Genomic DNA, 25,598 nt, shown 5'->3' with positions numbered 1-25,598 from the left:
TTATCATCAAGTTTTTGAGAAAGTTTCCTAGTAATTCCCAAAATGTTAAGAATTCACCTCGCTTCATTACAACCCGGTCAAATCGGCACTATCGCAGCGTTACAGGCAGAAGAGAGCTTGCAACAACGCCTGCAAGCACTGGGTTTTCGCGCCGGACGGCAAGTGGAAATGATTCGGCGTGCCTGGTTTGGCGGACCACTTCACGTGCGCGTGGGAACCACCGAAGTGATGCTGCGCCGCAGCGAAGCCAAAGAAATCCATGTCACGCACTTGAGTGAAGGAGAATGAGCATGAAACAGATAGCTGTCTTGGGAATGCCGAATACGGGCAAATCGACCTTTTTTAACCGAATTACGGGCGCAAATGCCAGTATCGGCAACTGGCCTGGAATTACCGTAGACCTGATGATGGCGAAGGTCAAACTCGGCGACGAACCAGCGGAGATTGTAGACTTGCCAGGTATTTACGATCTGCGCGGCTTTTCGGAAGATGAGGCAGTAGTGAGAGATTTTCTCGAAAAAACTCCTCTGGATTTAGTGCTAATAGTTCTCAATACTGCCCAAATTGACCGCCAAGTCAGTCTGGCGTTGCAGGTGAAGCATTTGGGAGTTCCGGCGGTGTTGCTGTTAAATATGGCAGATGAGGCTCCCAAGTTTGGGGTGGAAGTCGAACCGGAGAAAATGGCAGCGCATTTGGGGATGCCGGTAATGCCAATTAGTGCCAAATACGGTCACGGTTACGAGACGGCTTATCGAACAATTGCTGATAGTTTGAGTCATCAAGACGAGGCAATTTGCGTTGGTAAGATTGAGGAGCATTTGGTAAGCGATCGCCAACTGGCTGCCGAAATGGGTAACCTATTGCAAGATGCGGTTCACATACCAACCCAAGCAAGAGAAAACTGGACAACGCGGTTAGATAAAGTTCTACTCGATCCTGTGTTTGGGTTGCCAATCTTTTTTGCGGCAATGTTTTTGATGTTCCAGGCAGTTTATGCGCTGGGAACGCCGCTGCAAGAATTATTGGGAAATGGGTTTGATTGGTTGCAGAAAAATGCCTTAGAACCTGGTTTAGCCGGAGTGCCAGAAGTATTAAGGGGTTTCCTAATTGACGGGTTGTATACTGGTTTGACAACCGTCGCCGCATTTATTCCGGTGATTATTTTGTTCTTCTTCTGCATGGCAATTGTAGAAGATAGCGGCTACTTATCTCGGTCGGCATTTTTGATGGATGCGTTGATGCAGAGATTGGGATTAGACGGTCGATCTTTTGTGATGTCGCTGATGGGATTTGGCTGCAACGTACCGGCAATTATGGGGACTAGGGTGATGCGTTCCCCTGGTTTGCGGATGCTTTCCATGCTGGTAATTCCCTTTTCTTTATGTTCGGCGAGGCTGAACGTATTTATCTTTATGACGACGGCGCTTTTTGCCGCAAGCATGGCGCCTATAGTCTTGTTTAGTTTGTATATTCTCAGCTTTGTGGCGGCTATTTTGACCGCGTTTTTGTTCAAAGGTCAGTTTCCTAACCAAGAGCCATTTGTTTTGGAATTGCCTCCTTATCGCTTCCCTACTTTCAAACAAATTCTGCTGCGTTCTTGGTGTGAGGTAAAGCACTTTTGGCGGTGGTCTTATCGGTTTATTATCTTAGGGGTTGTGGCAATTTGGGCGCTGAATAACTTACCGCCTGGTGTTCCACCTGCGAGTTCCCAAACGCTTTCGGGAATCCTGGGTCAATTCATGCAGCCGATTTTAGGACCGATTGGAATTAATTCGCAATTAGCGGTGGCGCTGGTTTTTGGCTTTGTGGCGAAAGAGATCGTTTTGGGTGGATTGGCGGTAATTTACGGTCAGTCTGAGGATAGTCAATTAATGGGAGCGATCGCGCAACAAATCGACTGGGTACAGGCGTATAGTTTCATGCTGTTTACCCTGCTGTATATCCCTTGTCTTTCGACAGTAGCTGTGTTAAAAAGCGAATCCAAGAGTGCGAAATTTGCTTGGATATCGGTGGCGTGGTCGGTGGGTTTAGCATGGGTATCCAGCTTTATTTTCTACCAAGGTGCGAGGCTTTTAGGATTTTGATTGGCGCATTTGTGTCTAACGGCGTAGTGGGGCGATCGCTTGTTTTTACGAGCTTTCTCCCCACTTTTTTATAGCGGATTGCAGCCGTACCTCATACGGCTTGTTTGTCAAGCGCGCAGCATTAATGCTGCGCGCTTGACAAACGAGAGCCAAAAGGCTGTACCTAGACGAGCTTGCAATCTGCTGTAATTGGTTTGTTGGCATCAGGAATTGTCTGTAAAACCCGCCCCTACAAATCCTTAAAATATCCGCAACCGATGGGAAGGGACATGAGATGGCGACTAATTTTCATCAGATGGTTCAATTCCACTCAATTGAGGTTGACGTTTCTTACCATCTAACAAACAACTCACCGTCATATCTCCCATGACATTAATAGCAGTCCGGCAACGATCTAAGAACCAGTCTACAGTAATTAATAAAGCGATATACTGAGTCGGCAAGCCAACGGCAGTAAATACCAGAGTCATTGTTACCAAACCTGCTTCGGGAATACCTGCTGCACCTACAGAAGCGAAAATAGCGGTGAGAATCACAATGAATTGTTGGGGTAAGGCAAGACTTAACCCCAATACTTGGGCGACAAATAAAGCCGACATTGCCTCATATAAAGCCGTGCCGTCGTTATTGAAATTGCTGCCGACTAACGCACCTAAAGAAGCAGAAGATTCCCGCAAACCGATTTTTTCTAGCAACGCTTCAAAGGTGATAGGCATGGTAGCCGTAGAAGAAGCAGTTGAAAATGCCGTTAACAGTGCATCAGAACCTCCGGAAAGGAAGCGTTGCGGACTCACCCAAGAACCGAAATGCACCCGAATTAAGTAATAGCAAGCTTGCAAAAATAAAGCGACCAATACGGCGATGATAAATGCACCTAAAGATTTAAACGGTGCAAAACCTTGAAGGGCGACAGTTTTTGCCACTATTCCGAAAACGGCGATGGGAACGAGAGCAATAACCCAGTGTAAGATGCGAATTACTGCCTCGAATAGAATTGCGATCGCATCCTCAATTGCCACATATGCCGTCTTTCCTTCTTCAATTTGTTGTTGTTTCAATCCCCGTAAAACAATCCCAAACGCTAAGGCGAGAAAAATCAGTTGCAGGACATTATTATCAACCAAAGGTTTGAGAACTGCTTCCGGTACCATATCTTGCAAGAGTCCCCAAGGATCGAATGCCTTAGTTGCAGATGTTTCTGTTGGCGCAGCAAGGCGACCCCATTTTCCTGGTTGTAGGATATTTGCGACTAAAAGACCGATTAAAATAGCAACCGTGGTATTGCTAAAAAGCAAAACTGCCAAACGACGACCCGATCTGCCGGGAATATTTGCCGTCAGGAAAGAGTGGAGAACTGCTAGTAAAATTAGGGGCGTAGCGAGGGCACGCAGCGCCTTGAGGACGAGGTTGCAGGGAATTACTAGGTTATTGATCCAGGCGACATTGGCGGGGTTAGGTTGACCTGCGCCGAGTGCAACACCTAAAATTAATCCCAGAATCAGCGCGATCGCAATTTGCAAATAAAGCGGAATGCGCTGCCACAACGGGCGATCGTTAATTGCTATTTGACTCATTTTTTGATTCCTTTAGTTACCAACTACCACCGGCACCGTCACCGCCGCTACTACCGCCACCAAAGTCGCTACTGCTACTACTATAGCTACTGCCACTGTCATAGCTACTACTGGTACTGCTACTGTCATAGCTAGTGCTGCTGCAACTACTGCTAGTGTCAGAACTAATATTACTGTCGCAGTTACTGTTGGTGTCAGAACTATTATTACTGTCGCAGCTACTAGCGGTGTAATTGTTACTGACAATTTCATAGCTAAAGTCGCTGTCATTGCTAATCTGGTGCGAACTGTTGCTAGAAACAGAGGGAGATTTGCTGTGTTTATTTTTACTTTGGGGCGAACTGTTGCTAGAAACAGAGGCAGATTTGCTGTGTTTATTTTTACGGCGACGCAGGAGTAACCATAACACAACTATTCCACCTCCAAATGCACCTGGAAAGACATACCAAGGTATGTCAGCGTCACCAACTTGGTTGGAAGTTTCCAGTGCTAATATCAGAGATTTAGTGCCAGCAATTGTACCGCCGTCATAGTCGCCTTGTTTGAATTTTGGCGTAATTTCCTGCTGGATAATATCGCTGACTTTGGTATTAGGTAGAAGAGCTTGCAACCCGTAGCCTGTTTCAATTTCTACGCGGCGATCGCTTTGGGAAATTAAAACCAAAACTCCGTTATTTTTATCCGCTTTCCCAATACCCCAGCGATTAAACAACGTCGTGGCAAAATGCTTGGGACTTGCAGAAGGTGCAGTTTCATGTACTGTGACAACGGCGATTTCGCTGCCATTTTTGGCTTCTAGATTTGAAATCATTTGATTTAGCTGAGCTTCGGCATTTGGACTGAGAATATCAGCCATATCCGTCACCCACCCTCCACTTGCTTGTCTGGGATTAGGAACTTGCTCTACGGTGACACCCAAGCTGACAGAGGGAATGCCGATAACAACCAAACTCGCCAATCCGGCGCAGAAAGTTTGTTTGAATGGAACAGCTACAAATTTCATAGTTGATTTGGGACGCTAATTAACTCAAGTTGCTAGTTATCTCTCTTGGAGCGGCTAATGGCTAATGGCTAATGGCGAGATTGGTAAAAATACTATATTAGCAAGCTTGCAATTAGCAAGCTTGCAATTAGCAACGCCCTTGTTTATAACTAGCAACTTGCGTTACTTATTTAAGATTGACTTGCACTTTAAACACAAGCTTGTCATCTACAAACACACCCGTCATCGCACTGCCGTCGGGGTTTTTCCACTGGTAAATAGCCTGTTTATTTCCACTAGGTAGATTTGGCACACCTGGAATGGTAAAAGATATTTCGCCACTGCTTTCCCCTGGTTTTCCGATAATTTTTTCAATCTCGGATACAGTCATGCCTGTTTTAACTTGGTCGTACTTAGCCTTAGTAACGCTAGGGCTATTGAGAGTACAAGCGCTGACAATTAACGGTAAAATGATTAGGGGGACTATTTTATTTGTGAATGGTTTTAACATTTTCCTTCTCGTGTAAATGTTGATTTTTGTAGTAGTTACACCCTTGGGGGGCGGAGATCCCCCCCTGCCCCCCTTAAGAAGGGGGGAGATTATTCCCCTGCCCCCCTTAAGAAGGGGGGAGATTATTCCCCTGCCCCCCTTAAGAAGGGGGGAGTTTATTCCCCTGCCCCCCTTAAGAAGGGGGGAGTTTATTCAACATCCAAAACCATCTATCGATTTGGCTGGGAGGGTGAGTTTTGGGGAGTAATATTGATGAATGGCAGCGCATTATTTCCACCCATCACTTGAGGAAAGCGACCATCCCATTTTTCAATCGCTTGTTTTTGCAGAATTTGAGGCGTTAAATTTTCCCGCAGCAATCTTTGGGCTTCTGCTTGACCTTTAGCGCGATTCACTTCTCCCTGAGCTTCTTTAGACGCTTTTAAGGCAATATATTCGGCTTGCTTGGCTTCTTGTTCGGCGATTTGTTTGGCTTCAATCGCTTTGGTAAATTCGGGAGAAAACCCAAAATTAACTAAAGAGACATCATCGACAATAATTCCGTAAGCAGCGAGACGGTTTTTGAGTTGGGTATCAATTTCCTGTTTTAACGCGGTGCGCTTGGTGATAATTTCTTCAGCGGTTTTTTTGGCAGTGGCTGCTTTGAGAACTTCGGAAACCGCAGGAGTGATAATTCCTGTGACAATTTGCTCTTGCTCTCCAACTTGTTGATATATTTTGTTAACTTGAGCGGGATCGATGTGCCAGTTGACGGCTAGTTCCGTTGTCACTTTTTGCAGATCTTTGGAAGCAGCGTCGCTTTGGAAATCGTTTTTTTGCACGCGGACGCTGAGTCTTTTAACCGATGTGACGATTGGTACGATGGGATGGATGCCTTCATCTAAAACGGTATTTTGAACTTTGCCGAAGTTCATGACAACGCCGCGCTCTCCAGCTTTAATAATCGTAAAGGGACGGAAAATAATCGCTACGATTAAAAAGATGATTCCCCCTGTAGCGTAGAGACTAAGGGGAAGAGAATCGGTAACTCTGTTTCTGGTGGTTTGCATAGTTCGATGGTTACAAAATTTGAAGAGAAGTTTTTTTAGGCTAGTTATGACAACAACATGGCGATCGCATATTCCGTAAAGCGTTTGTAGAATCTGGGATACTCAATTGATGAAGCTAGTCAGAAACCGTACAGTTACCTGCACGATTGTCAGATCGGGACTTACCCATGAGAATGAATAACTCCTAAAGCAAAGAAACCGGGTTTCTATGAAAAATAGTTGGTTTGGCAACTGGAGATCTACACATAAACCCGGTTTCTAGGCTTCTGGTGCGTAAGTCCTAAAGATATGAGGTTTACGGAATAGCCACAAAGTCTCGCGTTAAACTCAACGCATCGGCATTCAAACCTTGGACAAAACCAATAAGTTCTTTGTTCTCAAACACTCCGGTTCCTGCGCCGAGGTTACCGAGGGTTAAATTGGACAGAGTTAAGCCATTTAAACTGCGAACGGCAATGAAATCATCTACAATACTGAAGTCAGAAATAATTCCATAGTCACTGTTTCCCGCACCCACATAGTAAGATTTACCTTCACCTCCCAGGGTAAAGAAATCAGTTCCGTCTCCACCTATCAGGGTATCAATTTCGCCAGAGCCAGGATTGGAAGCTTCGATATCGACACCCCAGAGGAAATCTTCGCCCTTATCACCCGAAACCAAATCGTTTCCGGTGCCACCAGAGAGCAAGTCTGTATCCTGACCGCCATAAATAGTATCGTTTCCTCCCTCTCCATAAACAAAATCTACACCCAAGTTACCAAAGAGTAAATCTTTACCTTCTCCTCCAGACACTATATCGTCACCTTTACCTGCCCAGATTGTGTCATCGCCTGCACCGCCTAAAATGACATCAGTATCTTGATTGCCAAAGATTTGATCGTTACCAAGCTCGCCAAAAATCACATCTTTGCCTTCTTGCCCATAAATTGTGTCGTTATCTTTGCCGCCTGTAATGATATCATCCCCCGATTCACCAAACAGTAAAAACTTACCAGAATCGCCTGTAATAGTATCGTTTCCTAGACCTCCGTAGACGGTATCGTTACCGCCGATACCCTGAAGAATATCATTGCCAGCAAATCCCTGAATTAAATCATTTTCCAAGAACTTTCCCGATAGGTTATCGTTGCCAAACGTACCAGTGATGATTGCCATGATGAAAGCACCTCTCGCTAAGATGTGTACGAAACAAACAGGTTGTAAATAAACCGAACCGACTCAGTCCCGACACTAAGATTGAAAGCGGTTCCCCTGGGGGGACATGGCAAGTTGTTTCCAACTCGAACCTGCTTTAAGATATGTGTGGCATCGAGACATTTATGCATTGGGATGGGCAGCCACTAAAACCGCACTCCTGCCTGCAACACCCTTATATTCCCAAAACCCCATCAGCCTGACGGCTCACCTTTTGGCTCACCCCATGACTCAGTTTCTGACTCAGCAGCATCTACCACTGGACATAAAGGTGACAAAATCTAGAAAGAATTGCGATCGTGGTTGAGTATGGCGTCTCTCACAGCATCTGCACGGGGTCTAGAAATCGTCGATCGAGCTAGAAAAAAGAAAGGCTGGACGAAAACCGTAACGCTTGATTGGTGGGAAACTGCTTTGACTTCCCAAGCGACTTTAAGGCGGTTTTGGCGCGGACAACCCATTCAGCGAGAAACTTTTATCAAGATTTGCGAGGCTGTAGGGGTTGGTAATTGGCACGAAATTGTTGATAGCAATGCAAAGGAAGAACCCGAAGTACATCCAATTCCCATCCAAGATTGGAGTGCAGCACCGGATATTGGTAGTTTTTACGGACGCACAGAAGAATTGGTGACCCTTAAACAATGGATAATTGCTGAGGGTTGTCGCCTGGTTACCCTATCAGGCATGGGGGGAATTGGCAAAACTGCTTTAGCTGCGATGTTGGCAGAAGAAATTCAAGATGATTTTGATTATTTAATCTGGCGAAGTCTCCGCGCCTCGCCACCCGTCGAAGAATTTTTGACCGATCTGATTGGAGCGTTGTCTAACCAGCAGGAAACCGATTTACCCAACAGTATAGACCGGATGGTATCGCGACTGATCGATTATTTAAAACACCATCGCTGTCTGATCGTACTAGATGAGGTAGAGGCGATTTTAGACAGGGGTAAGCTAGCGGGACAATATCGCTCAGGATATGAGGATTATGGTAAGTTATTCAGACAATTCGGTGAGGTTAAACATAATAGCTGCTTGGTTCTGACTAGCTGGGAAAATCCCAAGATCGTTGCGGCGTTGGCAGAAAAAACCCATCTCGTTCGCTGCTTACAACTGACTGGTTTGAAGGTTGAAGAAGCGAGTAAAATATTAAGGGAAAAAGGGTTATCCAAAGACGAAAATAAATGGGAAACTCTCAATCAACTGTACAGTGGCAATCCCTTAGCCTTAAAAATGATGGCGACAACGATCAAAGAGTTTTTTAATGGCAGCGTTGCTCAATTCCTCGAAATGGGTACAATCGTCATCGGCGATATTGGGGAAGTTTTATATCAGCAATTTGAGCGGATTTCCGAGTTAGAAAAACAGCTTATGTATCGGATGGCAGCTTGTAGCGATCCGATGTCGCTGAATCAATTAGCCGAAGTTATTTTACCCGACTTATCCAAATCAGGAATAATAGAAGCGCTGGAATCGCTCAATAGGCGATCGTTGATTGAAAAAATCCCAGGAGACAGTGAAGTTCTTTTCACTCTCCAGCCTGTAGTTAGGAAATATGTTCAGAAATTGTCGGGTAAAGCATAACCGTTTCAGGACTTACGCAAACACCAAAGTTTCTGTGAAAAATCTTTGGTTTGTCAACTCGAGATATGCATACCCTAGCTGGCGCGAACGCAGCTGGAAACCCGGTTTCTACAAATCACCTTTGTTTCTGTGAAAAATCTTTGGTTTGGAAACGATAGATCCCAGCAAGAAACCCGCTTTATACGCTCGATTGTGAAGAAAAATTAAAATTAATAAAAATCAAATAATTTTGTGTTAATAATTCAAATAAAATCAATGCGCTCCCTCAAATAAAACTCAGATATTTGCTCAAACTTATATTATATACAATCGTGGAAAATAATAATTGCTACTGCATCAATCCCTGGTGTCAAAATCGAAACAACTCTACAAATCTGGAGCGTTGCCAAAGTTGTGGAACCGAATTGCTAGTCAATCGTAGATATCGGCTAGTTACACCTTTACGGCAGTTGGGCAAGCATCCTTACACGGAGGTTTTTGAAGTAGAAGATATTGCAGATACAAAAACACGAAAAGTCCTCAAGGTTTTAATAAGGAATAATACCCACATCATCGAACTATTTGAACAAGAAGCAAAACTGCTCAATAAGTTAAAACATGAAGGAATTCCCAAAGCCGAGCCAGAAATAATTGTCTCGCTCAGCCAAGAGCGGGAATTGCGCTGCTTGGTGATGGAAAAAATAGAAGGACAGAATTTAGATCAGTGGTTAAAGGAAAACAATAAACTGACTCAAGATTTAGCGATCGCTTGGCTGGAACAATTGGTAGAAATTTTAGATTACGTGCATCAAAATAATTTTTTTCATCGGGATATCAAACCTTCTAATATTATGCTTAAGCCCGATGGAAAACTGGTGCTGATTGACTTTGGTACAGCCAGGGAAGTAACGCAAACCGTCATTGATGGACATAATATCACCCGAATTTGTTCAGAGGGTTATACGGATCCAGAGCAAATTGCAGGCAGAGCGGTTCCCCAGTCGGATTTTTATGCGCTTGGGCGAACATTTGTTCATTTAATTACAGGTATACATCCTAATCAGCTCGCCGACAGTAAAAAAGATAAGTTAAAATGGCGAGACTGTACGAGCGATGTTCCAGCTTATTTGGCGAATTTGATTGACAATTTAATCGCTCCTTCCTGGAAAAAACGGCCTCAAAACACAAAACAAATTCGGCAACTTTTAAAAGAAATGAAGCCAAAGAGTTACCTTTGGTATTTGAGAAAGTGTCTGGCTGTTGGTGCAGTTTCTTTGCTCGTAGTAACGGGTATTTATGGGGTTTATTGGTATTTAAGCGGAATCGGTGGTTGTTCAAGGATTGGGATGAGGCTTTTCCCTCAAGAAGACAACTTAAGCTGTGGAGAAGAAATCCTGATTCCAGGTTCTGAGGTACAGATAAAGCAAGAAGGAGTTAAAGCTTTTGCTGCTGGAAATTATGCGAAAGCTATTCCTTTATTAGAGCAGGCATGGCAAGAGCGACGCGACCCTGAAACTTTAATTTATCTCAATAATGCTCGCCTCATGGGTAGAAGCGCTTATACTATAGCTGTTGCGGCTCCGATGCAAAATAATCGGGACTCAGCTTTAGAAATTTTACGAGGCGTTGCACAAGCACAAAATGAAATCAATAACGGGAAAAAGATTAATGGTAAAGGATTGAAAGTTTTAATTGCCGATGATGCCAGCAACCCAATTAAAGCTCAAAAATTTGCCGAAAATTTGGCAGCAAAACGGGATATTTTAGCTGTCATCGGTCATCTTGGGAGTGAAGTGACTTTGGCAGCATTGCCTATCTATCAACAGCAACAATTGGTATTGATTTCACCTGGAAGTACCTCGGTAAACCTGACATCTTGGGGGATGAAACCCGATCGGGTTTTCTTTCGGACTGTGCCAAGCGATCGCTTTGCGGGTCAAGCTTTAGCAAGCTACTTGCACAACCAACTCCAGCAGCAGAGGGCAACACTTTTCTACAATCCAGAAAATAATTTCAGCAAATCGATTCGGGAGCAATTTAGCATTAATTTCGCCGCAAGTGGAGGACAAGTTATCAAGGAATTTGATTTGTCTAAACCTGAATTCAACGCAGCTAACTCGATAGACCAAGCACAAAAACAAGGATCTACAGCGCTTGTTTTGCTACCAGACAATCAAACCAGTACCGACGCGTTTCCTAACGCTTTAAAGATAATTAATGCCAACCAAGGTCGTTATTGGATGGTGGGAGGAGATACCCTCTACAGTCCAAAGGTTTTGCAAACGGTAGGACAAGCAGCAGCAAACCGTTTGGTGGTGGCAATTCCCTGGCATCGCTGGGATAGTCCCAATCGGGAGTTTCCCCAAACTACCCAGCAGTTATGGGGAGGGGGAGTGAGTTGGCGCACCGCTTTAGCTTATGATGCCACTCGTGCTTTGATAACAGCTTTGGAAAAAAAGCAGAATCCGAATCGCCGCGATGTGCAACAAGCTTTATCCGCGCCCGATTTTCAAGCGTTTGGGGCGACGGGTAAGATTAGTTTTAACGGAGGCGATCGCCAGGAATCCGCGATCGCATTGGTGAAAGTTGTCCCCTCTAATTGCTCAAGTGAACGTTATGCATTTGTCCCTGTCAATTATGCCGCAGATCAAGTTCAGAGTTTAAAACTTTGTCAAAAATAATACATTGACCTCAAATCAAACAAGTCGTGAAAGTTTATGGTTAAGGGTTATGATCGCCAGCGGCCTCAACTGGTAGAATGGAAAAGGGGAAAGCTGTATTTTCAGCGTTCTCTTCCCAATTCGTTCCAGATTAGACCTCTGGTAAAAGTTGATTTGGAAAAATCGTTTTCTTGAAAAGGTGATGGTATATGCTAAATTTCTGCTTGACTTGGTTAGTTGCAGCAATTTCGCTGCTGGTAACGGCAAAGATAGTACCGGGAATTGAGGTGAGCAGTTTTACGGCAGCTATATTCGCCGTGGTGATTATTGGGTTTGTAAATGCAACGGTTAAACCGATTATCACCATCCTGACGTTACCGCTAACAATTTTATCCCTGGGTCTATTTCTCTTAGTCGTGAATGCCATCTCCCTGTCCTTAGCGGGATGGCTAGCAAGTGCGTTTGACATTGGGTTTAAAGTTTCTGGTTTTTGGCCTCCTTTGTTTGGTTCAATTGTGCTTTCTTTGGTATCTGGTTTTATCGGTAAGTTTGTGAAGTTGGAGCAAAATCAGATAACTTGATTTTGGGCGAGCGCACCATGGCAAAGAAACCGGGTTTCTGGTAAAAATCGTCGCTAAAGCACGCTAATCTCGGCGCCAGAAACCCGGTTTCTAGGATGATGGCGATCGCACCATGGCAAAGAAACCGGGTTTGTTGTAAAAATCGTCGCTAAAGCACGCTAATCTCGGCGCCAGAAACCCGGTTTCTAGGATCGCAAATCACATTTGTTTCTCTGAAAAATGAGGTATACCTTCGTTTGTGTAGCGGCACCCTTAAGGGTGCCGCTACACAAACGAAGCCCAAGCGCTGTACCTCACTGAAAAGCAATCTGCTGTAAAGGCACTCGCACCACCGTATAGGCTCCAGCAACCACATCAATTGCTAAAGCATCAACGGCGGTTTTCCAGCCGGGGGGAAAACCGGATGGCTTAAAATCAAGGCGATAAGTCCCCTGGGGGAGACGCAGACTGTTGCGATCGCGCCGCCGCTGCACTTGATATGATGCCAGGGGTTTATTATCTAGCACAAACATATCTAGATTGCCTGTATAAATTGATTCGCCTGCATCTTTTTTGCCATTATTGTTAGCATCAAAAAACGCAAAGATAGCGATTCCTCCCAGCGTGCGGAAGTTCTCGTTGCGGCGATCGCTGGGGCTAATTCCTGCCTGTAAATCCAAGCTGGAAACTAACTCAATATTAAAACTCGATTCTGAGGAAGTAAGCGCCACTCCCTGATAGCGCCCCCGCAACAACAAACCCGGTATGATGGTTGTTCCCGCCGAGGCAATAATTCCCTCACCGCGAGAACCAATTGCGTATCCCACTTGCGCTTCCCAAAGATAATTGCCATCAAGCGATCGCGCTGTTGAGCGATAGCGCCAAGACAAAGTTGCCAGGTTGTCATCGAGCAAGTTTTGAGAGCGAGTTTCGTAATTAAATAGCAGCGATTGTTGAGCAGAAAAGTTATAGCCCAGTGCAGATTGCGTGCTGATTTCGTTCCCTTGTTGGGTGAATTGTAGTTTACCAAAACGTTGAGTTAAATTCCAGCGGAAGCGATTGTTAGTATCAAAAGTGGCGCGAACAGATGTTTCATCATTTCTGCCCCGACGGTAAAATTGCAACCCGGCGGAATTTCCATCGCGGCTGTCAATCGCTCCAAATAAACTTAAACCCGGCAAAACTCGCCAATCTAAATTGAGCCGTTGGGAGAAGCGATCGCTATTAAATCTAGCAGTAAAATTGGGAAACGGCTGCAAGCGAACATCAGCATTCACATCCCAAGAATCACCCTTGACAACCGAAACCGATGCTTGTAATTTGCCCGACGCAGGTAGAAAGAATAACTCTGCCAAACCTCTAAACTCACTTGCGGATTGGGGATCAAAATTGCGATCGTAAACACCCCCCAACCCCACCGTCAATTCTTCTGTTAAACCCCAGCGTTGGAAAATTCCACCCCGGAAATCCGAGAAGGTTCCCACCCAAGTGTCATTAGCCGCAAATTGCCGTCGCAAACCACCAGAAACAATCAAAGCAGACGCCCCAGAAGGCAATAGTTCCAGCGCTCTAGAAAAACTCACATCGCGAATTTCTGGCTGAGCGGTAAGCCTGGCATCGCGGTACAGTAAAACGCGATAATTAGTATTAGAAGATTGATTGTCAACCCGCACGTTTTCAAACCGATAAATCCCAGAAGAATCTACTAAAACTTCAGCTAGCGCCCCCTCGCCCAAACCTTGAGTTAGTCGCACCAAAGTACCCGGATTTGCCCTACCCACAATCGTGCGTTCAATTTGAGATGCTTGCAAGCGTTGTTGAGGATTGAAACCACCCCTCCCCGAAGGTGGTGGCGGCGTAAATCCCCACCGCTGAACGATCGTAAAACCCCAATAATCACCCGTTCCTTGACTGCGCCAAAACGGTGCTTGGGAACCGAAAATATAATCAGATCGATCCAGCTTTCTGAGGAACTGTGCTTCAGCTAATCTCCAAGTTTCTCGTTGTTGTAAGTTTGGTTGATCTAACCTGACAAAGAAGCTGCCTCCGAAAATTGTCCCCACAGCGGTTAAATTTCCTTGGAAATTTTGCGGCGAAATTTCCCTACCAGTAATATTCACCCGCCAATCGATTGCAGTTAGGGTAATAGTTGGTGCCTGAATGCGCGCGAGTCCCTCTAAACTGATGGGCAGTTCTTGTGTTTGGTTGGTTTGAGCAGTTTGAGTTAATTGAGCAATATTTAACTCAATAGCATGACCGAGCAAGTCAAATTCAGCGTTAATCAATCCCCAATCTAGCAAAATCACAAAATATGGCAACGAGAGCGAGTATAGCGGATTGCAAGTGAGTGAGGGAAAGCCTTAAGGCTGAGTTTGTGTAGCGGCACCCTTAAGGGTGCCCGCACACCGCTGTGGGTGTACCATCAACGCCTGCAATCCGCTGTAAAAATTTCATTATAACTAATTATCCCTCATCGCCCGCTTCATTGTTCAACTCTGCATCAAACCAATAATATCGGGTCAAATTTAAAGCGATCGCCGCTAATTTATGACTTTTATTCTTGGGTTTCAGGTAATTGTTAATTGTTAATTGTTAATGGTTAATTGTTAATTGTTAAAATGCTATTAGTTATTACCGATTAGCTGCGTTTCATAGAAACCCGGTTTCTTTGCGTCAGTCCTGTTTTATTCTTGTGGGGTAGGCGTCCCGCCTGCCCTTGAATTGGATAAAAAGCACTTTTGCCAAACGTCTAATTACTTCTTGCTTTCCCATTACCTATTACCTATTAACTATTACCCAATCAAACGGGTGTTTGTACAGAAAGAGGTTCGTCGCGAGTTAAACGACCATCTTCCATATGTACGATGCGATCGGCAATATCTAAAATGCGGTTATCGTGAGTCACTATTAATATTGTACCGCCTTGTTCTTTGGCTAAACGCTGCATAATTTCTACCACATCGCGACCGGATTTACTATCTAATGAAGCGGTTGGTTCGTCTGCTAAAACTAACTTGGGATGGCTGACTAAAGCGCGCGCGATCGCCACCCGTTGTTTTTGTCCTCCTGAAAGGTTTTCTGGATAATAATTAATGTGCGCGCCCAAACCAACAGCTTTAAGGATTTCCTCTTCTTTTTGCTGCATTTCTTGAGCAGAAATCTCTGGGTGAAGTTCGAGGGACATTTGCACGTTTTGTATCGCCGTTAAGCTTTTCAATAAGTTGTGTGATTGGAAAATATAACCAATCTGGCGGCGGACTTCTTCCATCTTGCTTTTACTCGCTCCCACCAGTTGTTGTCCGAAAACTTTTAAACTCCCTTCTTGCGCCGAACGCAAACCACCAATCAAGGTCAGCAAGGTTGTTTTACCCGACCCAGATGGCCCGGTCATAATCACAATTTCTCCCGGATAAATTTCCAGGTCAACATCAAATAAAACCTGTTTGCGTAAGGCTCCTTTACCAAAGTAAAAATTGATATTTTTGATGTCAATAACGGGGTTGGATATCATAGGTAATTGCTAATTGCTAATTGCTAATTGTTCAAATGCTATTAGTTATTACCGATTTGCTAAAACATCTCAGCAAAAGCGGCAAAATGCAGTTGGCTGACGGCAATTATAGCCGAAATCAAACGGATGGCAATGGTTAAAATTAATACTTGCATTGCTCGGAATAAGGTCATAATAATGCTTGCTTCGTCAAGCATTGCAGATTTTAACCCAGTTTAAATTTAGCCAAAAAATGTGAGGAAATTGTGACGAACTGAGCAAAAAAACCCGGTTTCTTAAAGAAACCGGGTTTTTGGGGATACGTTGTTGGGTAAGTGCAATTGCGCTCGCTAATTAATGCGATCGCACAGATGGCGTTTATAGGGATTATGCTTCAGATAATCGCGCACCCAATCGCAAGCGAACGCCAACGGATCTAGATTTTGGACGCGATAGCTATTCCACAGAATCACCGTCTTGTCCTCGCTGGAGGAAGCAATTGTTTTACCATCAGGGCTGAAAGATACTGCCCACACCGGATTGCTATGTCCTCTAAGAATCCTGAGCAAAGTTCCATCCAAATTCCAGAGTTTGACGGTATTGTCTCCTCCTGCTGTGGCGATTGTTTTACCATCAGGACTGAAGGACACTCCCCTAACTCCGTTATTGTGAGCGTTGATAGTTTTAAGCAAAGTCCCATCAGTTTTCCAGAGTTTGACGGTGTTATCAAGACTTGCAGAGGCAAGTATCCTGCCATTGGAACTAAAAGCGATTCTGATAACGCCTCCATGATGACCGTTCAGAGTTTTAACTAAAGTACCGTCTAACTTCCACAATTTGACGGTGTAATCCGAACTTGCTGAGGCGATCGTTTTACCATCAGGACTAAAAGTTACATCCCTGATATCGCCCTGATGTCCTCTCAGAGTTTTCAGTAAATTACCGCCACTATCCCAAAGTTTGATAGTAGCGTCCTTAGAAGCAGAAGCGATTATCCGACTATCGGGACTAATGGCAACGCCCCAAACTTCAGCCTGATGTCCGACAAGAGTTTTCCGCAAACTACCGTCAGAATTCCAGAGTTTGACGGTTTTGTCCCAACTAGCAGAAGCAATTGTTTGACCGTCTTTGCTAACATCTACTCCCAAAACAGCAGATTTATGCCCTTTGAGGGTGCGAAGCAATGTGCCATCTTTTGACCATAATTTGACCGTACTGTCGTCAGATGCTGAGGCAACAAATTTACCATCAGGACCAAAGCGTACTCCGATTACTGGTTTTTCATGTCCTCTGAGGAAGGTAAGCAACTCATGGTTGAGTTTCCAGAATTTAATCCTTCTGTCTTCACTTGCTGATACCAGTGCATTACCATCAGGCGCGAACGCAACTGAATTAACGCGATCGCTATGTCCGTTGAGAGTTGTCACCAACCTGCCGTCTAAACTCCAAATTTTAATCGTTTTGTCCTTACTTGCTGTAGCAAATACTTTACCGTCGCTGCGGAAAGCAATTTCCATTACACTATCGCTATGCCCTTTAAAGGAAAGAATTTCCTTGCCGTCGGGACTCCAGATTTTCACCGTTCCGTCGCCAAACCCAGCGATAATCTTGCTACCATCAGGACTAACCGCAAGTCCCCAAGCCGGACCGATATGTGCTTCTAGAGTTGGCAATTGCTTGCCGTCAATACTCCAGATTTTGACAGATCCGTCTTCACTGGCAGCAACGATATTACCATTAGGAGTAAATGTTACTTTGGCAACCGTTTTGATTCCTGTGAGTCTTTTAATTAGTTTACCTTCCCGACTCCAGATATACACCAACCCATCCTGAGAAACCGCAGCAACTTTATTACTATCAGGACTAAAAGCCACTGCCCAAACTCTATCTCTAGGCCCTCTGAGGGTGTTTAATTCTTGACCATCCCGACTCCAGAGTTTCACTGTTTTGTCTTCAGAAGCCGAAGCAATCAACTGACTATCAGGGCTGATAGCGACTCCCCAAATAGTACCTTGATGCCCTTCGAGGGTGTGAAGTAAACTGCCATCCCGTCGCCAGAGTTTGACCGCATTTTTCTCTCCCCCCGAAGCAATGATATTGCCATCAGAACTAATTGCTACTCCCCAAACTGCATTTTTAGCCGTCAAGGAGTTGTATTCAATTGCTCCATAAACTGCCTGTTCTAGTACCTGGAGTACCTGATTTTGGGTTTGTGTATCTACCCCTACTAACTTTTGCAGTTTTCCCTTCGCCTTGATTGCCTCTATCAGGGCGTCAAACTTTTGATTTGAAGCAAAAAGGGCTTGCGACGATTCGCTAATCGCTTTGATTTCGTTGATAGCTGAATTCTGCCATTGCCACCAAGCAACCCCAGCTATACTTAGGGCTAAAACCAAACCGCCAGCGAGGGATGAGATGGTAAGTTGCCGACTGCGTTTCTGCTGTTTAAATTCGCGATCGCGCAGTGCCAAACTCAGTTGAATAAAACTTCTCTCCCCCGAATTCAATTCATCTGAGCGTTGCTGCTGCCAATATTGAGCATCTATCAAAGGCTTTCCTCGCAACAATGCCCCTTCATCCTTACCGCTACTCTCCCACTGACGAATTACCCCCCGCAATTGCTCTTGCCAGTGGCGAAAATCCCGGTCTTGTTGCATCCATATTCTGAGTTTTTCCCAACTCCGAATCAGTGCTTCATGGACGATTTCCACAGTTTCCAAACCAGTTTTTTCATCCCGTCCGGTAACCACTAAACGGGCAGAAGCGAGGTAGGTTACCAAATCCCAATTCTCTTCCCCCACTTCAGCGCGAGTGGCTAAGCGGCGGGTGTCTTCCGTTCCTTCTCCCGGATGCACCAGTTGGATGAAAATCCGTTGCGATCGAAAGCGATCTGCTGCGCTCAAATTGAAATAAACTTGTTCGGCATGATTTGCTAAAGCTAAATCTACACCGCCGATTTCTTTGTAAGCTGCACAGGATAAAATACCGTCCTTCTGTTTTGCCCACAATTGGGTGAGCGCAAATTCCAGTAACGGTAAATGACCGGGTTGTCGATCTACATCATTAATGATGCGTTCTGTCAATCCCTCTTCTAACTCTACTCCTAACATCTGGGCGGGATTTGCGATCGCTTCTTCTAATTCTTTACGATTCATCGGGATCAGCAGTTCCGGAGGATACTGTTGCAAAGCCTTTCCCAACGCTTCAGAATCCAACGCCCGTCCTAAAAAATCAGCCCTCAAGGTAATAACAAGGGTAAAGTTAGGAGTATTATTGACCGCCCCCAGCAATTCTTCCAGAAATACCAAGCGTTCCGCTTCAGAAACTAGGGTATAGAGTTCTTCAAACTGATCGGCTACTAACAGCAACCGTTCGCCTAACCCATGAGACTTCTGCAAAAACTCTTGTGGGGTGGGCGTCTCGCCCGCCCTCGATTTCTGGAGAATTCTATTGGAATTCTGCAAAAACTCTTGTGGGGTGGGCGTCTCGCCCGCCCTCGATTTCTGGAGAATTCTATTGATAATATTGCACAACGTACCCGGTTGCGATCGCGTCAGCGTGCCGGAGGCATATCGCAGTTCTATAGCCACTTCAAGTTCAGCAGATTTTGGATTTTGGCTCCCCCCCTTGTCAAGGGGGGGCAGGGGGGGATCTGATTTTGACTCAGATGTAAATTCAATATTGCTGCTTTCGGGTGCTTCTACAGAGATGAGAGCAGATGCTAGAGAATTGAAAGGATTATTTCCAGGGCGAAAAGTAGCAATCTTAAAGGGAATGTCACAACAACGCAAATGGGGAATCAACCCGGCAAATACCACACTAGACTTACCACTTCCACTCGGCCCAATTACTGCTACCAATTTTTTGGTATTCACAGCTTTTACAAGTTGCTGCGTAAAAGTTTCCCGCCCAAAAAATAAGCGTGCATCTTCCTCCTGGAAGGCAAATAAACCGCGATAGGGACAAGGGGGAATCCCCCCCAACTGTAGCCAATTCGGTGGTTGTACTGCGGGGTTTTGGCAAATCGCAGGCAACCAAGAAGCACCGGGAAAGTCATTTTCTAAAGCTTCTAACTTTCTGCGTGCTTGTTGCACTGCCAAATATAAAGGCAGTCGTTCAAAGGCAAAAGCTTCCAGAAAATACTTAAAAAATTCCTGTGCCACAAAGTTCGGCACTGGCTCTCGCATGACAATTACTGTGGGAATATTTAATTTTTCCAATTCCAGCGCCAATCCCAACCCATCGCAAGAGTTAAAAATTGCCAGCTTTAAACCCCGCTCGATAGCATCTTTGAGCGCTGTTTCTAATTCGGCGATCGCTAAACTGTTATTGGTCTTGTTTTCATTGATATAAATTCTGCCCGTTTCCCCCTCAGTTTGACTGTGACCGGCAAAAAAGAGGATGTCCCATCCGGCGGGATTTAAAAGCTGTTGGTTAAATTCTTCACGCTCTGGCTTGACAATAAAAGCAACTTCTGCATCCTTTAAATTGTTGAGTAACTTGGCTTCTGCCTCCAGATTGATACCAACACTATTGCCTAGAATTGCCAAGATTCTAACTTTGTTTTTCGGGTCTTTTGACTGCAATCTTTGGCTGCGTTTATACTCTGGTCTAGACAGAGCCATTTCTGCTTGTGGATAATCCCTAAAGAAATTCCAGCAATGCCAGGGTAATCGCCGCAATAGTACTTCGTTGATTTCAATAATTACCCGAATTTGTTCAGCTGGATCTAGACGCGATCGCAACTCCTGGTCAATGTTAAGAAACTCCTCAGATTTGAACCAAGCATTAATGCTTTCTTCTAAGGTTTGGCGTACCTGATGGAAATCTACAACAGAGATGTTGGTTGTACCCCCTTGATCGATTTCCAGTTCATCATCATCTTCCTCTTTCGAGCGAGATATAAGTTGTTTGCGATCGCACAGATTTAGATAAATTGACTGCCAATTTCTGTATAATTCAACCAGATCCGGTGCTGCCGGTAAGCTGCCGATAAATTGCTCCGGCAGGGGATGACCTGCTGCCCATAGTTGAGCAGTAACTCTGGGAAAGCCGTTGTTCAAATCACCATGTCCCAGATTGATGACAACTGACTTGCTCATGTGCGGCAGCATATCACTTTTTGCCAGAATTCTCTTTGCTACAAGCTAAATTATAGCTTTCCGGATCTTTTCGCCAGAAAATTTGTTACAAAAGGTGTTGTTTTGTGCGATCGCTGCCAGACTATGATTGAGAAACCCAGTTTGTTTGATAATACCTTCGCCAAAAAGCCGACACCCTGAAGGGTGCGGCTACACAAACAAAGGCTGCCGAAGCAGCCTGTAAGAATTTCTTTCAGCCCAGGTCGGTGGGCTTTGTCTGTGTAGCCCCAGGCTTTAGCCTGCGGGCGTTTGACAAAATTGGCGAAGGTATTGTTTGACAAACCGGGTTTCTCGAGTTGAGTTTAAGCTCTCCTGTAGTTAGAATGAAAATTGTCCTTGACAAATCAATTAGTATAGCTCGGTTGCCATGCCAAGTTTCCACCTCCATCATCCAGGATTTGTCTCAAGATTTCCCAACCAGGTTGTGTATATTCTTGTATTTTATTTTTCAGCATTTCTGCTAGGTCAGTTACAGAGATTTCCTGACCTGCCAATTGAGCTTTTTTGTAAGCTATGAGGACATCAATATAAGCCAGACCAGTTACCAGCGTAGATAATGATGCTGCACCTCCAGCAATTAAATCTTCGAGACTGGCTTGGAGCAATTGATCGGCTATATACTGTCCAATATTTTCCACAGAGAAGTCAACAGATAAGTCGATCAAGTTAAGGCTGATTCCCAGGGAAACTAACTCACCAATAATTTTCCGTTCCAACGGCAGTTCAAATAAATTGAATAGGTGGACTAGCATGGTCGTTTGCACTGCGGTGGCGCTAACCTTTTTTGCCAAGAACGGAATTGGAAATAGGAATGGAATGGTAAATGCACTTGCCACATAAGGGATAAGCCACGTGGTTGCTGCCTTTCTCTTCAAATCAATATTTGAAACAGCGATCATAAATGCTGCTTGAGCTATCTTTGGGAGATTTTGAGTGGTTGTTTTAACTAACCTCTCTAAATTAGGACTCTGGACTTTAACTTTAAAGTCATGAACAATTTTCTTTGGCTCGTTTAGCACTCTAATGTAAATATCTGAGAATTCTTTTAAGCAATTTACTAATTCGATGTTTTCTTCTCCCGTTCCTTTAGTTAGGACAATAATCACGGGTAAATCTTTATTCCTTAGTTCTTCAATCCACTGTTTTTCTTTGGATTCAATTCGATCGCTCATCTCATTTACACAGTACCAAATAAGATGGATATGTTCTTCTAACGCACATTTTCTCTGCTGCTCAATCAGTTGGGAAACATCTCTCTTGGCTTTATCCAGATTAGAGAGTTCTAGACCGGGTGTGTCATAAATGGTAAAATTATTAAGCTCAGGCTTATTGTACGGCTTGATAAATTGAGTTACTGGTTTTCCGGCGCTAGCATCTGCCATTTTTTCTCCAAAAATAGCATTTATTAATGTACTTTTACCTACACCAGTTTTCCCAATTATCAGAATATTGCACTTGCCCTTACGAATTGATTCTGTTGCTTGTTTGCAGGCTTGTTCAAAATCTTTACCCATGACTTATTTCTCCTGATGCTCATTATTTAGGCGTTCTAAGCTTTAATAGTTGCACTGAAAATATACTTATGCACTTGGCAGATATTCACAACTCAAAATCTTCTCTGACGCTTATGCTTGAGAAACCCGGTTTCTCTGAAAATTCGTCGCTTTGGGAACTAGAGATCGCAGCAAGAAACCGGGTTTCTAACCTGCGAAGAGCGTAAGTCCCGATCTTTTTTCACTTGACTACAGACAAGTCAACTTTAACGACACCTTCATTATCCTTGTAAAGACCCTTAACATCGTTCATTAAGAAATAAACAGTCTGTCCCGGTTCCAAGTTAATAGTGCCTTCAGCACCTGAAGCAATACAATTACCTTGATCTTTCTTAACTACCAAGGCTCCTAACGCGTGTCCAGGGCATAGCTTATCTGTATTAGAGGCAAAATCGCCAGCACCATTGGGTGACATATAACCCTTGGGCAAATTGTCGCCAGAGATATGTTGAGGAATTGCCAGCCATTTACCTTGGGCATGAAACTTGATCTGTACGGGTTTATCTTTGGAATTAGTATAGGGAGTGCCACTTTCCGATTTGGCATCAACCTCAATCCTGGTTTGAGGTGACGGGTTAGAAGGGGGCATTTGAGGCTTAAAAATTTGAATCAAAGCCACCAAGCCTCCACTTCCTAATAAAGTCCCAGTCGCTGTAATAATACCCGGTAAGGTAGTCCAGAAGTTCCAAAATTTACTCTGGTGATTTTGGGGGTTGACATTATTACTTTCAGTCATATTTCACGCCTCTGAATCAATATTTTTATTGGCTTACTTTTTAATAGGTGCATCTCAGATAAACTTATGCACTATTCAAACATAATCAGGACTTACGCACGATGATGCCAGAAACCCGGTTTGTTTGACAAACTGGGTTTCTCGAGTTGAGTTTAAGCTCTCCCGTAGTTAGAATGAAAATTGTCCTTGAGAAATCAAACTATTTATACTGAAGTGCCAGTAACATTAGCGAAACTGACACTTCTTTAACTATTTACTAGGCTGCTTTACGTGCGGAAAGAATCGGAAATGAAGGATGAGGAATCAAGATGTTAGTGCTAGCACGCATCATTCTCAGTGCTGTTTCTCCTCCTGTTCCCAGCAATTCACTGACAGTCACAAAGCTCGCTCCATTTTGTTGCATTTGTGGAATGGCTCGGTCAATTGCCTGTATTGTCTGATCTGAGGTTTGAACGCCATCATGACACAATATGTTCGACCCATCTGGCGCTGATATTAAGGTATTAACAATCGCATCGACTCCAACATTGTTCCAATCATTCGTATCAACAGTCCATAGAATTGGTCCCTTGAGTCCAAGTTGACTTGCTATACCATTCACCCGATCATCTGTTTCGCCAAAGGGAGGACGAAAATACCCAGGAGCTTGTCCGATTGCTTTCTCGATTGCCGAGTTAGTATTACCAAACTCTCCAGAAACTCCACTATCATCCAACTGTGGAAGGTGGGGATGCGTGTAAGAATGGTTAGCGATGAGATGTCCTTCGTCGAATGCTCGCTTCACAAGTTCTGGATGTGCATCAACATTTTGACCAACGCAAAAGAAAGTGGCTTTAATGCCGTACTTGCTCAGAATATCGAGAATTTGTGGCGTATAGTCAGGACGTGGACCATCGTCGAATGTAAGAGCAATGTTCATAATAGTCTCATTTCCTTTTTTTAGGTTTTGCCAGATGGGAAAATTTCAATGTTTAGCAAAAAAGCTAAATTTTGAATTGTCTCATAATACAAATAATATATTTAACAAAATATACTGGTAATAAACTATTTTAGCAAGCCATAAAAACCTATTTAATTAGTTTTAGGTATTCAGGTAATGATGCAGCTACAAAAATAGCCTATAAACCAGGTATAATCTGATTTATAGGCTATAAATTTATCAACTATAAATCTACTAATGAGGAAGTGCGATCGCGTGAGATATAACTTTCTATTTACCATCTTGGTAGTTGATCGCGAGTCAAGACGTTAGCAGCATTATAAAGAACGCGAATTTCTGACTCTGAATTTTTTTCGTAAACCAACTCAGACCATCCCATAAAGAAGCTCCAGAGGGGTTGTACAGCCAGTTCGTTAGCGGTAGGTAAGCGATCGCACTCACCAATTGCGATCGGTTTGCCATTAGCAACGCTGACCATAGCATTATATTTATCTGCGGTAAACCCATCTCCGTTATAAAAGTCCAGAGCAGCAACATCCCAGTAGCTATCCCCAGGATTGTAATCGCTTAAGTCCTGACTTAAACTAGGAAAATCCTGCATATTCCAGACCCAAATTAGGTTAGTCAAACCCTTTGTTTTGACCATATAGTCGTGGGTGATTTGGTAGAGTTTTCGACTTCCATTTGAACCAGGACGACCTCCCCACCAAAATACTCCTTGGTTCATTTCATGAAGTGGACGCCAAAGTACTTCCACTCCGCGATCTTTCAGCTCCTGGAGAAACTCGGCGATGATATCCAGGCGTGACTTCCAAACATTGTTTAGATCTGTCCCGTCGGCGATCAATTCGTTCCACTCGTCGTCAGAAAGCTGGCTTTTGACACCGCCTTCCCATCCGCAAGCTTCTGATTGCGTCGGCGGACAGGCGTGGTACATCAGGTTGACGATCGCGCCTCGATCCCATTGTTTTTTAGCCTCATCGATCATCGTCTGCCGACTATCGATATTGTCTTGCTCGAACAAAAAGTCACTACTCCAGAGACCAGGATATTTTCCAGTGGTGTTATGGATAGCTTCTGTCCATTTGGCTGGTTCAGAGATAGGCTCTCGGTTGTGCTGTCCGGCAACTGTTTTAGAACCAGAGATACTGTTAAGATAATCAAGTACTTTTGACATTTTTTAACTCCTTCAAGACTTACGCAAAAATATGGCGCTCTTAGGGTGGGTGTGGGGTGTCGGGTGTCGGGTTTGGTGGGAATTTCCTACACCCTACACCCTTTAAAACCCTTGATTTTTCGTCAAAATGTGTAACATCAAGTCCGCTAGCATCGGTTGTATATGGTCGTGGTGCAAAAGCTGTATTTTCCCTCCCATCTGCTCACCTGCCCACCTGCTCACCTGCTAGCTAAACGCAACCGATACAACCGGACACGATATAAGTCCTATCCTTGATGTTGTTCAAGCGATCGCTACACAATTTCTAAGCCTGGAAACCCGAGGGTTGATGGCACTGACCAGTACTATAGCGGTTTGCAGTCGTATGAGGTACACCTTCGACAGCG

Annotated in this window: 19 protein-coding genes; 6 read left to right on the top strand and 13 right to left on the bottom strand. The window is 44.3% G+C overall.

Going from position 1 to position 25,598, the window contains the following annotated elements; all coding sequences use genetic code 11:
• Positions 1-42: 42 nt before the first annotated feature.
• Positions 43-288, top strand: a complete 246-nt coding sequence (locus MiSe_RS11370; protein ID WP_226578955.1) for a FeoA family protein — start codon at positions 43-45, stop codon at positions 286-288.
• A gap of 2 nt (positions 289-290) precedes the next feature.
• Positions 291-2,084: a ferrous iron transport protein B gene (feoB, locus tag MiSe_RS11365; protein ID WP_226578953.1), complete on the top strand. Its 1,794-nt coding sequence runs from the start codon at positions 291-293 to the stop codon at positions 2,082-2,084.
• Between the two features lie 281 nt (positions 2,085-2,365).
• Here feoB and MiSe_RS11360 read toward each other — a convergent pair whose 3' ends face one another.
• The 5 genes from MiSe_RS11360 to MiSe_RS11340 form a co-directional block, all read right to left on the bottom strand.
• Positions 2,366-3,658 carry a dicarboxylate/amino acid:cation symporter gene (locus MiSe_RS11360; protein WP_226578951.1) on the bottom strand — a complete coding sequence of 431 codons (1,293 nt, stop codon included), beginning with the start codon at positions 3,656-3,658 and terminating at the stop codon, positions 2,366-2,368.
• A gap of 16 nt (positions 3,659-3,674) precedes the next feature.
• On the bottom strand, positions 3,675-4,661 hold the full coding sequence (locus tag MiSe_RS11355) for a TPM domain-containing protein (protein WP_226578949.1): 987 nt from the start codon (positions 4,659-4,661) through the stop codon (positions 3,675-3,677).
• A gap of 166 nt (positions 4,662-4,827) precedes the next feature.
• Positions 4,828-5,151 (bottom strand): hypothetical protein, encoded by a 324-nt coding sequence (locus MiSe_RS11350; protein WP_226578948.1) that lies wholly within the window; start codon positions 5,149-5,151, stop codon positions 4,828-4,830.
• Positions 5,152-5,360: 209 nt separating this feature from the next.
• Positions 5,361-6,200, bottom strand: coding sequence for a prohibitin family protein (locus MiSe_RS11345; protein ID WP_226578946.1), 840 nt, complete (start codon positions 6,198-6,200; stop codon positions 5,361-5,363).
• A gap of 295 nt (positions 6,201-6,495) precedes the next feature.
• Positions 6,496-7,356 (bottom strand): calcium-binding protein, encoded by an 861-nt coding sequence (locus tag MiSe_RS11340; protein WP_226578943.1) that lies wholly within the window; start codon positions 7,354-7,356, stop codon positions 6,496-6,498.
• Positions 7,357-7,462: 106 nt separating this feature from the next.
• On the opposite strand from MiSe_RS11340, the gene MiSe_RS11335 reads away from it, so the two are divergent.
• The 4 genes from MiSe_RS11335 to MiSe_RS11320 all read left to right on the top strand — a co-directional run bounded on the left by MiSe_RS11335 (position 7,463) and on the right by MiSe_RS11320 (position 12,196).
• Positions 7,463-7,702, top strand: coding sequence for a hypothetical protein (locus MiSe_RS11335; RefSeq protein ID WP_226578939.1), 240 nt, complete (start codon positions 7,463-7,465; stop codon positions 7,700-7,702).
• 2 nt (positions 7,703-7,704) lie between these two features.
• Positions 7,705-8,976 carry an NB-ARC domain-containing protein gene (locus MiSe_RS11330; RefSeq protein ID WP_226578936.1) on the top strand — a complete coding sequence of 424 codons (1,272 nt, stop codon included), beginning with the start codon at positions 7,705-7,707 and terminating at the stop codon, positions 8,974-8,976.
• A 311-nt stretch (positions 8,977-9,287) separates the two neighbouring features.
• The gene (locus tag MiSe_RS11325) at positions 9,288-11,636 is read left to right on the top strand and encodes a bifunctional serine/threonine-protein kinase/ABC transporter substrate-binding protein (RefSeq protein ID WP_226578933.1); all 2,349 of its coding nucleotides are present in this window, start codon (positions 9,288-9,290) and stop codon (positions 11,634-11,636) included.
• Positions 11,637-11,824: 188 nt separating this feature from the next.
• Positions 11,825-12,196 (top strand): phage holin family protein, encoded by a 372-nt coding sequence (locus MiSe_RS11320; protein ID WP_226578931.1) that lies wholly within the window; start codon positions 11,825-11,827, stop codon positions 12,194-12,196.
• 293 nt (positions 12,197-12,489) lie between these two features.
• Here the strand turns inward: MiSe_RS11320 and MiSe_RS11315 are convergent, their stop codons facing one another.
• The 8 genes from MiSe_RS11315 to MiSe_RS11280 all read right to left on the bottom strand — a co-directional run bounded on the left by MiSe_RS11315 (position 12,490) and on the right by MiSe_RS11280 (position 25,212).
• Complete coding sequence (locus MiSe_RS11315) at positions 12,490-14,481, bottom strand: carboxypeptidase regulatory-like domain-containing protein (protein ID WP_226578928.1); 1,992 nt, start codon at positions 14,479-14,481, stop codon at positions 12,490-12,492.
• A 494-nt stretch (positions 14,482-14,975) separates the two neighbouring features.
• On the bottom strand, positions 14,976-15,686 hold the full coding sequence (locus MiSe_RS11310; RefSeq protein ID WP_226578925.1) for a DevA family ABC transporter ATP-binding protein: 711 nt from the start codon (positions 15,684-15,686) through the stop codon (positions 14,976-14,978).
• 59 nt (positions 15,687-15,745) lie between these two features.
• Positions 15,746-15,883, bottom strand: coding sequence for a hypothetical protein (locus MiSe_RS11305; protein ID WP_226578922.1), 138 nt, complete (start codon positions 15,881-15,883; stop codon positions 15,746-15,748).
• A gap of 132 nt (positions 15,884-16,015) precedes the next feature.
• Entirely contained in the window at positions 16,016-20,767 is a 4,752-nt protein-coding gene (locus tag MiSe_RS11300) for an nSTAND1 domain-containing NTPase (protein WP_444980484.1), read from the bottom strand.
• 383 nt (positions 20,768-21,150) lie between these two features.
• Positions 21,151-22,320 carry a GTPase domain-containing protein gene (locus tag MiSe_RS11295; RefSeq protein ID WP_226578916.1) on the bottom strand — a complete coding sequence of 390 codons (1,170 nt, stop codon included), beginning with the start codon at positions 22,318-22,320 and terminating at the stop codon, positions 21,151-21,153.
• A 220-nt stretch (positions 22,321-22,540) separates the two neighbouring features.
• Positions 22,541-23,095 (bottom strand): hypothetical protein, encoded by a 555-nt coding sequence (locus tag MiSe_RS11290; RefSeq protein WP_226578913.1) that lies wholly within the window; start codon positions 23,093-23,095, stop codon positions 22,541-22,543.
• 256 nt (positions 23,096-23,351) lie between these two features.
• Positions 23,352-24,014, bottom strand: a complete 663-nt coding sequence (locus MiSe_RS11285) for a polysaccharide deacetylase family protein (RefSeq protein ID WP_226578911.1) — start codon at positions 24,012-24,014, stop codon at positions 23,352-23,354.
• A 295-nt stretch (positions 24,015-24,309) separates the two neighbouring features.
• Positions 24,310-25,212: a glycoside hydrolase family 26 protein gene (locus MiSe_RS11280; protein ID WP_226578908.1), complete on the bottom strand. Its 903-nt coding sequence runs from the start codon at positions 25,210-25,212 to the stop codon at positions 24,310-24,312.
• Positions 25,213-25,598: the final 386 nt, after the last annotated feature.

It is taken from the genome of Microseira wollei NIES-4236, from assembly GCF_020521235.1.
Classification (GTDB): domain Bacteria; phylum Cyanobacteriota; class Cyanobacteriia; order Cyanobacteriales; family Aerosakkonemataceae; genus Microseira; species Microseira wollei.
This window is presented reverse-complemented; position numbering and strand designations above follow the sequence as displayed.

Excerpts from the sequence above, each read along its gene's own strand:
- MiSe_RS11370 (WP_226578955.1), top strand. The coding sequence starts at position 43 with ATGTTAAGAATTCACCTCGCTTCATTACAACCCGGTCAAATCGGCACT.
- feoB (WP_226578953.1), top strand. The coding sequence starts at position 291 with ATGAAACAGATAGCTGTCTTGGGAATGCCGAATACGGGCAAATCGACC.
- MiSe_RS11360 (WP_226578951.1), bottom strand. The coding sequence starts at position 3,658 with ATGAGTCAAATAGCAATTAACGATCGCCCGTTGTGGCAGCGCATTCCG.
- MiSe_RS11355 (WP_226578949.1), bottom strand. The coding sequence starts at position 4,661 with ATGAAATTTGTAGCTGTTCCATTCAAACAAACTTTCTGCGCCGGATTG.
- MiSe_RS11350 (WP_226578948.1), bottom strand. The coding sequence starts at position 5,151 with ATGTTAAAACCATTCACAAATAAAATAGTCCCCCTAATCATTTTACCG.
- MiSe_RS11345 (WP_226578946.1), bottom strand. The coding sequence starts at position 6,200 with ATGCAAACCACCAGAAACAGAGTTACCGATTCTCTTCCCCTTAGTCTC.
- MiSe_RS11340 (WP_226578943.1), bottom strand. The coding sequence starts at position 7,356 with ATGGCAATCATCACTGGTACGTTTGGCAACGATAACCTATCGGGAAAG.
- MiSe_RS11335 (WP_226578939.1), top strand. The coding sequence starts at position 7,463 with ATGGCAAGTTGTTTCCAACTCGAACCTGCTTTAAGATATGTGTGGCAT.
- MiSe_RS11330 (WP_226578936.1), top strand. The coding sequence starts at position 7,705 with ATGGCGTCTCTCACAGCATCTGCACGGGGTCTAGAAATCGTCGATCGA.
- MiSe_RS11320 (WP_226578931.1), top strand. The coding sequence starts at position 11,825 with ATGCTAAATTTCTGCTTGACTTGGTTAGTTGCAGCAATTTCGCTGCTG.
- MiSe_RS11310 (WP_226578925.1), bottom strand. The coding sequence starts at position 15,686 with ATGATATCCAACCCCGTTATTGACATCAAAAATATCAATTTTTACTTT.
- MiSe_RS11305 (WP_226578922.1), bottom strand. The coding sequence starts at position 15,883 with ATGCTTGACGAAGCAAGCATTATTATGACCTTATTCCGAGCAATGCAA.
- MiSe_RS11300 (WP_444980484.1), bottom strand. The coding sequence starts at position 20,767 with ATGAGCAAGTCAGTTGTCATCAATCTGGGACATGGTGATTTGAACAAC.
- MiSe_RS11295 (WP_226578916.1), bottom strand. The coding sequence starts at position 22,320 with ATGGGTAAAGATTTTGAACAAGCCTGCAAACAAGCAACAGAATCAATT.
- MiSe_RS11290 (WP_226578913.1), bottom strand. The coding sequence starts at position 23,095 with ATGACTGAAAGTAATAATGTCAACCCCCAAAATCACCAGAGTAAATTT.
- MiSe_RS11285 (WP_226578911.1), bottom strand. The coding sequence starts at position 24,014 with ATGAACATTGCTCTTACATTCGACGATGGTCCACGTCCTGACTATACG.
- MiSe_RS11280 (WP_226578908.1), bottom strand. The coding sequence starts at position 25,212 with ATGTCAAAAGTACTTGATTATCTTAACAGTATCTCTGGTTCTAAAACA.